Raw genomic sequence first — 12199 nt, 5'->3', positions numbered from 1 at the left:
TTTGATGAGGTAAAACATTAGAAGGAAGGCATTTTTTCTATGAATGATTTTAAAAAGAAAGTAGTATATCAGATTTATCCAAAATCTTTTAAAGATACAAATGGTACAGGTACAGGCGATTTAAAAGGTGTAATCGAAAAATTAGATTATTTACAAACTCTAGGTGTTGATTATATTTGGCTTACTCCATTTTATGTATCACCACAAAATGATAACGGCTATGATGTGGCAGATTATTATAATATTGACCCTAGTTATGGGACTATGGAAGATGTAGAAAATTTAATTGCTGAAGCGAAAAAACGCAATATTTATTTGATGATGGACATGGTATTCAATCATGTATCCACAGAACATATTTGGTTTAAAAAAGCTATGGCAGGAGAAGAAAAATATTTAAATTACTTTTTCTTCAAACAAGGTAAAGCAAATAATCAACCACCTACAAATTGGAATAGTAAATTTGGTGGCCCTGCATGGGAATATGTGGAGAAATTTGATAAATGGTATTTACATTTATTTGACAAAACACAGGCTGATTTAAATTGGGAAAATCCTGAAGTTCGTGAAGAAGTAAAAAATATCGTGCGTTTTTGGATGGAAAAAGGTGTAAAAGGTTTCCGTTTTGATGTCATTAATTTAATCAGTAAGGCTGGTTTTGAGGATGATTTCTCTGTAGATGGAGATGGTAGAAGTTTTTATACAGATGGGCCACGCATTCATGAATTTTTACAAGAATTAGCTAGAGATAGTTTTGCAAAAGACAAAGATATCATCACTGTTGGTGAAATGAGTAGCACTACTATGGAAAATTGTTATAAATACGCTGGTGAAAAAACAGGCGAACTTTCTATGGTATTTACTTTCCATCATTTAAAAGTGGATTTTATGGGCAATGAAAAATGGGTACTTGTACCAACTGACTTCATGAAGTTGAAACAGTTGATTTTTGATTGGCAGATAAATATGGAAAAAAATAATGCTTGGAATGCTGTTTTTTGGTGCAATCATGACCAGCCACGTGTAATATCTCGCTTTGGTAGTAATGATAAATACCATAAAGAGTCAGGCAAAATGTTGGCAACATTGATACATTGTTTGCGAGGAACACCATATATTTATCAAGGTGAAGAAATTGGAATGACTAATCCTCATTTTAAATCCATTGAACAATATCGCGATGTAGAAAGTTTAAATCATTATCAAATTTTACAAGATAAAGGCATGACAAAAGAGCAAGCTTTGATGATTTTAGATGTACATTCCCGTGATAATTCAAGAACTCCTATGCAATGGGACGATAGTATAAATGCAGGATTTACAACAGGAACTCCTTGGATACAGACAGCGGATAATTACACTGAGATAAACGTAAAAAATAGTTTAGAAGATAAGGACTCTATTTTCTATTATTATCAAAAATTAATTCAGTTGCGTAAAAATTATGATGTGATAGCTTATGGAGATATAAAACCATTACTTCGCGAAGATAAAAGAGTATTTGCTTATGAACGTAATTATAAAGGTCAAAAATTAATTGTAATCTGTAATTTCTATCCAACAACATATGAAATAGAATTGCCATATGACCTTTCAAATTACAAATGCATATTAAATAATTATAAAAATGAAGTAAAAGCAAAAAAAATTGCATTAAAACCTTATGAAACCTTAGTTTATTGCAATCTTTGATTGACAAATCACTTTTCTTGCTTTATATTTATAGTAATCACAATCCATAGTAACCGCACGGTTTTCCACAGCGGTTACTTTTTTTCTGAAAGAAGTGGAAGGTATAATATGGGACAAATAACAATTGTAGGCTTAGGACCAGGCGATTTTGGTCTTATTACTTTAGATACTTGGGATAAAATAACAAATACAGATAAATTGATTTTGCGTACTGCTATTCACCCTACAGTAGCTGAATTAGATAAACGAAATGTAGTTTATACTTCTTGTGATGAATTTTATGAACAAGGGGCTTCTTTTGATGACGTGTACAATAGCATTGCTCAAAAATTGATTGAAGAAGCTAAAAATGGTCATGATGTAGTATATGCTGTTCCAGGTAGTCCACTTGTTGCAGAAAGAACAGTAGTGATTATTAGACAAAAAGCCAAAGAAGCTGATGTGAAATTAAACATCATGCCAGGTATGAGCTTTATGGAAGTTTTATATCAGCGCTTAAATATAGACCCTATTGATGGGCTCACTATTTTAGATGCTTGCGATTTAGAAAACTTACCAAGTGAAATGCCATCAGCACTTGTAATTACACAAGTATATAATCAGCATGTAGCTTCAGATACAAAATTGACTTTGATGGAAAATTATCCAGAAGATTATCCAGTGACATTCATTCGCAATTTGAGTTTGCCAGATGAAGAAATTCGCGAAATTCCTCTATATGAACTAGACCGTCAGCCTCATATTGACCATTTGACAAGTTTATATATAGGGAAAATGCCAAAAAATGAGCAAACTTTTGATTTAGAGCCATTAGAAGATGTAGTAAAAACACTTCGTAGTCCTGGCGGTTGTCCATGGGATATCGTGCAGACACATAAATCTCTTCGTCGCAACTTGATTGAAGAAGTTTATGAAGTTATTGAAGCTATAGATTTAGAAGATGAAAAATTGCTCTGTGAAGAACTTGGCGATTTATTGATGCAAGTAGTATTCCATGCTCGTATGGCAGAAGAAGCTAAGTTATTCTCTATGCAAGATGTTATCGATGGTATAACTGAAAAATTAATTCGCCGTCATCCACATGTTTTCGGTGATGTCGATGTAAAAGATGCAGGCGAAGTTGTAGCTAATTGGGAAGCTATCAAACAAGCGGAAAAAACAGAAAGAACTTCTATATTAGATGGAGTGCCAAAAGATTTACCATCACTTATGGCTGCTTATAAATTGCAACATAAGGCAGCAAAAGTAGGTTTTGATTGGCCAGACATTGATCCTGTATGGGATAAATTAGAAGAAGAACTTCGTGAATTAGAAGAAGCTATTGTCGATGGACAAAAAGAAAAGATAGAAGAAGAATTAGGAGATGTTTTATTTACAATTGTAAATATTTCTCGTTTCTTAAAAATAGATCCAGAAGTGGCTTTAACTGGCACAAATCGCAAATTTAGAAGAAGATTTTCCTATATTGAAGAAAAAGTAAAAGCTAAACAACAAAATTGGGAAAGTTTATCTTTGATTGATTTAGATGAATTGTGGCAAGAAGCTAAACTTCAAGATGAAAAATAATTAAATAAATATAAATAAGGACTTGATTAAGTCCTTATATGATGAGATAATAAGGTGGTTTTATAATCTCATGATATAAGGATTTAATGTTGTGAAATAATCCTTACAAAATAAGAGTTTTGCCGTAATTTATATATAAATTAGACTCTTATTTAGAGGAAATACCTCTTTAGCGGCGAACAATTATATTTGATAATAATTTTAAAGGAGGCTATCTTCGTGAATAAATCCGAATTAGTAGCAAGTGTTGCTGAAGTAGCAGAATTAACAAAAAAAGATGCAGAAAAAGCTGTTAACGCTGTTTTTGCAAGTGTACAAAAAGCTCTTGTTGAAGATGACAAAGTACAAATTATTGGTTTTGGTACTTTCGAAGTTAGAACTCGTGCAGCTCGTAAAGGTCGTAACCCACAGACTGGCGAAACTATCGAAATTCCTGCTTCCAAAAACCCAGTATTCAAAGCTGGTAAAGCTTTAAAAGAAGCTGTAAATCAGTAATTCTTAATTGAATAAACGTTAAGAAATGATAAAGTCGAGTTTTTAATATCATGTGATATTTAGACTCGGCTTTATTTTTTAGAATGATGAAGAAATGGTGAAGTTTATGGAGAAAATAGCTTTAATCACAGGTGGGACATCTGGTATTGGTCTTGAATGTGCTAAAAAATTTTTAGTAAATAAAATAAATGTGATTTTAGTAGGTAGAAATAAAGATAAATATATAGAAGCTAGAAAATATTTAAAATCATTTATCACAAAAGATGTATTTTGCGACTTTATTCAAGCAGATATCAGCAGTGCTAAAAATTGTAAAATCGTCATAGATACAGTGATTGAGAAATATAAAAAACTAGATATTTTAGTGAATAATGCAGGGATTTATCTGGAAAATGCTATTGAAGATGTAGAAGAAGATGAATTTGATAGAATTATGAGTATAAATTTAAAAGGGGCTTATTTTTTATCTAAATATGCTGTTCCTTATTTGAAGAAACAAGGAGAGAATGCTTCTATTGTAAATGTATCTTCTGATGCAGGCATTAATGGAAATTTCTTTTGCAGTGCATACTGTGCTTCTAAAGGTGGTTTGACCGTATTTACAAAAGCTTTAGCCTTGGAATTAGCACCGTATAAGGTCAGAGCAAATTGTGTTTGCCCTGGAGATATAGATACACCACTTACGCGAAATCAATTTGCAGGTGATGTGGAAGAAGGCATAAAAGAAGCGAGTAGTTTATATCCTATAGGAAGAATAGGCAGACCAGAAGAGGTAGCAAATGTAATTTATTTTTTGGCAAGTCCAGAAGCTAGTTTTGTAACAGGGGCTGTATGGAGCGTTGATGGCGGAATTACAGCTTGTTAAATAAAAGCCACATTATATTAAATTTAAATAATATAATGTGGCTTTGTTATTATGCTAAAGCTTGAGCTAAATCACGGAGAATATCATTTATATTTTCAAGACCTATAGAAAGGCGAATTGTATTTGGCTTTATGCCAGAAGCAGATAATTCTTCTGTAGTCATTTGTGAGTGAGTAGTGCTAGCTGGGTGAATTACGAGGGATTTCGCATCTGCGACATTGGCAAGTAAGGAGAATAATTGGAGTCTATCGATAAAAATTTGAGCGTCTTTATCTGTGCCTTTGATTTCAAATGTGAAGATAGAGCCACCATCATTAGGTAAATATTTTTGATATAAATCATGGTCGAAGCGTGAGGTAATAGAAGGGTGATTAACATTTTCAACTTTATCATGATTTTGTAAAAATTCAATGACTTTAAGTGTGTTTTGTATGTGGCGTTCTACACGTAAAGATAAAGTTTCTAATCCTTGTAAAAGTAAAAATGCATTAAATGGAGAGATACAAGCGCCTAAATCTCGAAGTAAAATGGCACGAACTTTAGTGATAAAAGCGAGCTTTCCTGTAGCTTTAGTGAAAGAAATTCCATGATAACTAGGATTAGCTTCGACTAAAGAAGGGAATTTATTACTTTTTTCCCAATCGAAATTGCCACTATCCACGATAATTCCACCTAGAGAAGTACCATGACCACCGATGAATTTAGTAGCAGAATGAATGACGATATCAACACCATATTCGATAGGTCGTACAAGATATGGTGTTGCAAATGTATTATCTACAACAGCAGGAATATTATATTTATGTGCTAAATTAGCTAAAGCTTCTAAATCGGCAACATCACTGTTAGGATTGCCTAAAGTTTCAAAATAAATACATTTTGTATTTTCTGTGATAGCATTTTCGACTTCATCTAGATTATGAATGTCAACAAAAGTCGTATTTATGCCAAAATCCACTAAAGTATGAGCAAAAAGATTATATGTTCCTCCATATACTGTTTTTGAGCAGACAATATGGTCGCCTACTTTAGCGAGAGCTTGTATTGTATAGGCTATAGCGGCAGCGCCTGAAGCTACAGCCAAAGCTCCTGCACCACCTTCAAGGCTAGCAATGCGTTTTTCTAATACTTCTTGAGTGGAATTAGTTAATCTACCATAAATATTACCGCCTTCTTTTAAGGCAAATCTATCAGCAGCTACTTGGCAATTATCAAATACATAAGAGGTCGTTTGATAAATGGGTACAGCACGAGAATTTGTTATAGGATCAGACATTTCTTGACCTATATGTAATTGTTTAGTTTCAAAAGCCCAATTATTTGTATCTAATTTTTTTGTCATCAGAAAACTCTCCTTTTAAAATATATTTATCCTATTATAAAACTATGAATATCTTATAAAAAAATAACATCATCACATAAAAATATTTACAATATGATGATGTTATTGAGTTTGAAATATTATTCTTCAAATAATGGTGTAGAGAGATAACGTTCACCTGTATCAGGAAGAAGCACAACAATATTTTTGCCAGCATTTTCTGGACGTTTGGCAACTTGAGTAGCTGCCCAAAGTGCGGCACCAGAAGAAATGCCAGTCAAAAGACCTTCTGTTTTGGTAAGTTCTTTACTAGCTATAAAACATACTTCATTGTCCACAGTTATGATTTCATCATAGATAGAGGTATCTAAAGTATCTGGTATAAAGCCAGCGCCAATACCTTGAATTTTGTGAGCACCTGCTTTACCGGCTGTTAATACAGCAGAAGTTTGAGGTTCAATACCAATGATTTTTATGTTAGGATTTTGTTCTTTGAGATATTTTCCTGTACCGCTTAAAGTACCGCCTGTACCAATACCAGCAACGAAGATATCAACTTTACCATCGGTATCTTGCCAGATTTCTGGGCCAGTTGTCATATAATGAGCTTGGCGATTGACTAAATTAGTGAATTGTCCAGGAATAAAGCTATCAGGTATATCTTTTGCTAATTCTTCAGCTTTTTGGATAGCTCCTGCCATGCCTTTGCTACCTTCTGTTAATACAAGCTCAGCGCCATAAGCCTTCATGAGTTTTCTGCGTTCAATACTCATTGTTTCTGGCATAGTGATGATGATTTTATAACCTTTACTTGCAGCTACAGCACAAAGACCAATACCAGTGTTGCCACTTGTTGGCTCAATGATAGTGGAATTAGGTTTTAAAATACCGCGATTTTCAGCATCTTCAATCATGGCTTTGGCAATTCTATCTTTAGCACTACCAGCAGGATTAAAATATTCTAATTTCACTAGTAAATTAGCTTTTATATCATGGAGTTTACTATAATTATTGATTTGAACAAGAGGTGTATGACCTACTAGTTCCATAAAATTATGATAAATTTTCATGGTAATGACCTCCTTTAATATGTATTTTCATAGTGAATAAGTATGAATGAATTATAAACGATAAAATTATATTTGTCAATTTTATTTTGTATAATTGTAAACTGTTTAGGGTAAATTTTTTCTTGCTCATTTTCTATTATTGTGATATTATATCAAGCGTACACAATAGTACAAAGAAGAAAAACAATGAAAGAGATAGTAAATTAAAAATAAAAGTTACAGAGAGCCATGTATTGCTGGAAATTGGTACAAGTAGTTTTTAATGGAAAATCACTCTGGAGTTACAGGTTGAAATTAATTTTTAAGAATAGACCGTGTCGGGTCCCTCCGTTAAAGGGGTTGCATATGTTGGTATGTGAAATAGGTGGTATAATGACAGCACAGCTTTCATCCTGTTTTGGGTGAAGGCTTTTTTTAGTTATGTATTACAGTTGCTCTTGTCCTATTTGGCAAGAGTTTTTTTCATATACTGGAATTTTTATTTATTATTTGTATACAGAGGAGGCTTTTTTGTGTATAACAAAGTTGATACCAATCTAAATTTCGTAGAACGCGAAAAAGAAATTGAAAAATTCTGGGAAGAACATGATATATTTAAAAAACAAGTACATCAACATGAAGATGCAGATGTATTCACATTTTATGATGGACCACCAACAGCAAATGGTAAACCTCATATTGGACACGTTTTAACTCGTGTAATCAAAGATATGATTCCTCGTTATCAAGCTATGAAAGGTCATAAAACTATCCGTAAAGCTGGTTGGGATACACATGGTCTTCCAGTAGAACTTGAAGTTGAAAAATTATTAGGCATCAATGGTAAAGAACAAATTGAAGAATATGGTATTGAACCTTTCGTAGAAAAATGTAAAGAAAGCGTTTGGAAATACGAAGGTATGTGGGAAGAATTCTCCAAAGCTGTAGGCTATTGGGCAGATATGAAAGATCCATATGTTACATACCATAATGATTATATTGAATCTGTATGGTGGGCATTAAAAGAAATTTGGAACAAAGGTCTTTTATATAAAGGTCATAAAATCGTTCCATACTGCCCTCGCTGTGGTACACCTCTTTCTTCTCACGAAGTAGCTCAAGGATATAAAGATGTAAAAGAAAAATCTGCATTTGTAAGATTTAAAGCAAAAGGTGAAGATGCTTACTTCCTCGCATGGACAACTACTCCATGGACACTTCCATCTAACCTTGCACTTTGTGTAAATCCAGAAATCACTTATGTAAAAGTAAAACAAGGCGATTACACTTATTACATGGCTAAAGAACTTTGCGAAAAAGTTTTAGGCGAAGATTATACAATCCTCGAAGAAATGCCAGGTAAATCTCTTGAATACAAAGAATATGAACCACTTTATCCATATGCTTTAAATAAATTAAATGGCAAAAAAGCATTTATTGTAACTTGTGATGATTATGTAACAACTACAGATGGTTCTGGTATCGTTCATATGGCTCCTGCATTCGGTGAAGATGACTCCCGTGTTTGCCGTGAATATGGTATTGCTTTCGTACAATTCGTTGACGCTAAAGGTTGCATGACAGCAGATACTGATTGGCCAGGCGTATTTGTAAAAAAAGTAGATCCAAAAATTTTAAAAGACTTAGAAGAAAAAGGTTTATTATTCTCTGCACCTAACTTTGAACATAGTTATCCACATTGCTGGCGTTGCGATACTCCACTTTTATACTATGCACGTGAAACATGGTTTATTCGCATGACAGCAGTTCGCGATAAATTAATTGCTAATAATAAAACAATCAACTGGATTCCTGAATCTATCGGTAAAGGTCGTTTTGGTGATTGGCTCGAACATGTTCAAGATTGGGGCTTATCTCGTAACCGTTATTGGGGTACTCCACTTAATATCTGGGAATGTGAATGCGGTCATCAACATGCAATCGGTTCTATCGAAGAATTAAAATCCATGTCTGATAATTGCCCTGATGATATTGAATTACATCGTCCATTCATTGATGCTGTAACTATTAAATGTCCTCATTGTGGTAAAGAAATGCATCGTGTTCCAGAAGTTATTGACTGCTGGTTTGACTCTGGTTCCATGCCTTTTGCACAATGGCATTATCCATTTGAAAATAAAGAACTCTTTGAAGAACAATTCCCAGCAGATTTCATCTCTGAAGCAGTAGACCAAACTCGTGGTTGGTTCTATTCTCTAATCGCTATTTCCACATTACTCTTTGACAAAGCTCCTTATAAAAACGTTATTGTATTAGGTCACGTTTTAGATGCTCAAGGTCGTAAAATGAGTAAATCCAAAGGTAATGCAGTAGAACCAATGAAAGCTTTAGCTCAACATGGTGCAGATGCTATCCGTTGGTATTTCTATGAAAATAGTGCTCCATGGCTTCCAAATCGTTTTCATGATGCTGCTGTTCAAGAAGGTCAACGTAAATTCATGGGTACATTATGGAATACTTACGCATTCTTTGTACTCTATGCTAATATTGATAAATTTGATGTATCTAAATACAGCCTTGAATATGATAAACTTTCTGTATTAGATAAATGGTGCTTATCTCGTCTTAATACTTTAATTAAAACTGTAGATGAAGATTTAAATAGCTATAAAATCACAGAAGCTGCAAAAGCTCTTCAAGAATTTGTAGATGAACTTTCTAACTGGTATGTAAGAAGAAGCCGTGATCGTTTCTGGGCTAAAGAAACAGACCAAAACAAAATCAATGCTTACATGACTTTATATACTGCACTTACAACAGTTATTAAACTCGCAGCTCCAATGATTCCATTTATGACAGAAGCTATTTATCAAAATCTTGTTTTAAATAGTGAAAAAGATGCACCAGAAAGTGTACATCTTTGTGCTTATCCTGTTGCAAATGAAGCATTCATTGATAGCGAACTTGAAAAAACTATGGACTTAGTATTGAAAGCTGTAGTTTTAGGTCGTGCTGCTCGTAATGAAGCAAATATCAAAAACCGTCAGCCAATCGCTCTTATGTATGTAAAAGCTCCATTTGAACTCAATGAATTCTATACAAAAATTGTAGAAGAAGAATTAAATGTTAAAAAAGTAGAATTCAAAGATAATATGGACGAATATTTGAACTATGAAATCAAACCACAGTTCAAAGTATTAGGTCCAAAATACGGCAAACAGATGAAAGAAATTGCTGCTGCTTTAGCTAAAGTTGATGGACAAAAAGCTAAAGTTGAACTTGAAACTACAAAAACATTGAAATTAGAACTTTCTTCTGGTGAAATCACACTTGTACCTGAAGACCTTGATGTAAAAATGACTCAAACAGAAGGTTTTGCAGCTCAACGTGATGGTGATGTAACAATTGCTATTTCTACAGTATTGACAGATGAACTCATTGAAGAAGGTTTCGTTCGTGAAATCATCAGTAAAGTTCAGACAATGCGTAAAGAAAATGGCTTTGAAGTAACTGATAGAATTACAGTATTTGCTCAAGGTAATGAAAAAATTGCTAAATTAATGCAGGATAATGCAGAAACAATTAAGAAAATTACTTTAGCAGATGAACTTGTTTACGATAAATTAGACGGCTTCACTAAAGAATGGAATATCAATGGTGAAAAAGTAACTTTAGGCGTAAAATAATAAATATGAAAATAAAAAGGAAGTCTATTATATAGACTTCCTTTTTTATTTGAAAATATTAATAGCCAAATTGTCTATGACGATTTAAGCTAAGTAATTTATAAAATTTATCAGTTACTTTACGATTATATGGTTCAAGTTCCATATTTTTTTTGAAAAGCATAAAGGAAACTTCATTAGAAGTTATATATTTAGCTAATCCTTTTTCTGTGAATTCATGTAAAATATCTAAATCGGATTTATCAATATATGGAATGAATAATTTCATCTTGCTATTGAGCCAATTCATATCTTCAGTGAAATTGCGTTTATTAGAATTAATTTTTTGATGAATGAAATTCAAATAGCGTTTAGCGATATGACTAAATACTGATGTGAAATTACCTTTGATGAAAGATGTCAATGCGCTAGGGTCTCTAAATTGATTGATAGGCATACCATCTAGGAAGATATCCAATTTTAAAGCAAAATCTTGAGCTTCTTTTAATTGATTTTGTTTGAGGAATTTACTGAGTTGAATAGATTCTAAATCCCAGCCATGTATGTTCAAAAATTCACTATAATGGCGCAAAACTAATTTATTATAAGGAGATAACTCAATAGTTTTTACGAAAATAACGTGAGCAAGCTCAGGGTCTTGAAGACAAATTGCTTGACCACTTTCAGTAAGACGCAATAATAGATGTAAATCAGTTAAACAGAGGCGATAACAATCGTCTTTCATGAGTTCTTCATAAGCTAATAATAAATGATTTGCTTCAATTTTTTCTACTGCGGAAAGTCTATCATAAGATTCTATTGTTTTTAAATATTTTGTGCCAGCTTCTAAAAAAGACATATAAAAAACCTCCATTACTAAAATTTATATAACGATTAATTTTTGTTATTGCAGTTATGATTTATAATAATACACTATTTAATTAAATTTTGCAATAATTTTCTATATTTAAATTAATGAAAAAAATAAAAATACAAAATACATTATATAGAATAAAAAATAGGCTAATAAAAAGAAAAATTTATTAGCCTAAAAGTTTTATTCTAGTAAAGGAGAAGCTTTTGCATCAGTCAATAATATATTTGTTTCAATTACGCTTAAATGTCTTTGAAGTGCATACATGATTATAGTATCCCATGGATTGCGTGGGTATAAAGAACTATGTTCAGCATGATTTAAAAGATGATTTGTTTCATCAATACTTAATTGCATAGCTATAGCAAGAGCTAATATGCGATTTCTAGCAGTATGTTTTTGCCCTGAAAAAATTTTATAAGCATAAGTTACAGGTAGACCAGATTTTTTGATAACATCTGATTTTGTTAAATTTTTTTGCGCTAAAAGTTCATCTAGATATTTAGGTAAGTTCATATCTAATAATTTATCTTTATTATTTTCTAAAAAAGTGTGAATATCTTTTTGTTGTTTTAAATCAGCACCTAATTTATCTGTGATTACTCCCATAAAAATACTTCCTTTGTTATTTTTAATTGATTTATATTATAATAAAATAACATTTTAAAGAATGCAATATTGATTAAATTATAGATAGTAGAGGTAAAAATA

The 12199-nt window shown here is 32.4% G+C and carries 9 protein-coding genes; 5 read left to right on the top strand and 4 right to left on the bottom strand.

From position 1 onward, the window contains the following. Positions 1-39 precede the first annotated feature (39 nt). The 4 genes from treC (at position 40) to F553_RS0104040 (ending at position 4618) form a co-directional block, all read left to right on the top strand. Positions 40-1692, top strand: a complete 1653-nt coding sequence (gene treC, locus F553_RS0104055) for an alpha,alpha-phosphotrehalase (RefSeq protein ID WP_018999097.1) — start codon at positions 40-42, stop codon at positions 1690-1692. Positions 1693-1800: 108 nt separating this feature from the next. Then, positions 1801-3258, top strand: a complete 1458-nt coding sequence (gene yabN, locus F553_RS0104050) for a bifunctional methyltransferase/pyrophosphohydrolase YabN (RefSeq protein ID WP_018999096.1) — start codon at positions 1801-1803, stop codon at positions 3256-3258. A 219-nt stretch (positions 3259-3477) separates the two neighbouring features. Next, positions 3478-3753, top strand: a complete 276-nt coding sequence (locus F553_RS0104045) for a non-specific DNA-binding protein Hbs (protein ID WP_008538666.1) — start codon at positions 3478-3480, stop codon at positions 3751-3753. 106 nt (positions 3754-3859) lie between these two features. Continuing rightward, positions 3860-4618 (top strand): SDR family NAD(P)-dependent oxidoreductase, encoded by a 759-nt coding sequence (locus F553_RS0104040; RefSeq protein WP_018999095.1) that lies wholly within the window; start codon positions 3860-3862, stop codon positions 4616-4618. Positions 4619-4667: 49 nt separating this feature from the next. Here the strand turns inward: F553_RS0104040 and F553_RS0104035 are convergent, their stop codons facing one another. Both F553_RS0104035 and cysK read right to left on the bottom strand, forming a co-directional pair. Next, positions 4668-5960 (bottom strand): O-acetylhomoserine aminocarboxypropyltransferase/cysteine synthase family protein, encoded by a 1293-nt coding sequence (locus F553_RS0104035; RefSeq protein ID WP_018999094.1) that lies wholly within the window; start codon positions 5958-5960, stop codon positions 4668-4670. 119 nt (positions 5961-6079) lie between these two features. Further along, positions 6080-7009, bottom strand: coding sequence for a cysteine synthase A (gene cysK, locus F553_RS0104030; RefSeq protein ID WP_018999093.1), 930 nt, complete (start codon positions 7007-7009; stop codon positions 6080-6082). Between the two features lie 512 nt (positions 7010-7521). Here cysK and ileS point away from each other — a divergent pair. Beyond that, positions 7522-10635: an isoleucine--tRNA ligase gene (gene ileS, locus F553_RS0104025; RefSeq protein ID WP_018999092.1), complete on the top strand. Its 3114-nt coding sequence runs from the start codon at positions 7522-7524 to the stop codon at positions 10633-10635. 58 nt (positions 10636-10693) lie between these two features. On the opposite strand, the gene F553_RS0104020 is transcribed toward ileS, so the two are convergent. Continuing rightward, positions 10694-11473: a hypothetical protein gene (locus F553_RS0104020; protein WP_018999091.1), complete on the bottom strand. Its 780-nt coding sequence runs from the start codon at positions 11471-11473 to the stop codon at positions 10694-10696. A gap of 198 nt (positions 11474-11671) precedes the next feature. Then, a complete protein-coding gene (locus tag F553_RS0104015; protein ID WP_018999090.1) occupies positions 11672-12097 on the bottom strand; it encodes a helix-turn-helix domain-containing protein in 426 nt (141 codons plus the stop codon). Between the last annotated feature and the right edge of the window lie 102 nt (positions 12098-12199).

This window comes from Megamonas rupellensis DSM 19944 (genome assembly GCF_000378365.1).
In the GTDB taxonomy this organism is placed as follows: domain Bacteria; phylum Bacillota; class Negativicutes; order Selenomonadales; family Selenomonadaceae; genus Megamonas; species Megamonas funiformis.
The sequence above is the reverse complement of the archived record's forward strand: the minus strand, read 5'-3'. Positions and strand labels throughout refer to the sequence as shown.

Excerpts from the sequence above, each read along its gene's own strand:
- F553_RS0104035 (WP_018999094.1), bottom strand. The coding sequence starts at position 5,960 with ATGACAAAAAAATTAGATACAAATAATTGGGCTTTTGAAACTAAACAA.
- cysK (WP_018999093.1), bottom strand. The coding sequence starts at position 7,009 with ATGAAAATTTATCATAATTTTATGGAACTAGTAGGTCATACACCTCTT.
- F553_RS0104015 (WP_018999090.1), bottom strand. The coding sequence starts at position 12,097 with ATGGGAGTAATCACAGATAAATTAGGTGCTGATTTAAAACAACAAAAA.
- F553_RS0104020 (WP_018999091.1), bottom strand. The coding sequence starts at position 11,473 with ATGTCTTTTTTAGAAGCTGGCACAAAATATTTAAAAACAATAGAATCT.
- F553_RS0104040 (WP_018999095.1), top strand. The coding sequence starts at position 3,860 with ATGGAGAAAATAGCTTTAATCACAGGTGGGACATCTGGTATTGGTCTT.
- treC (WP_018999097.1), top strand. The coding sequence starts at position 40 with ATGAATGATTTTAAAAAGAAAGTAGTATATCAGATTTATCCAAAATCT.
- yabN (WP_018999096.1), top strand. The coding sequence starts at position 1,801 with ATGGGACAAATAACAATTGTAGGCTTAGGACCAGGCGATTTTGGTCTT.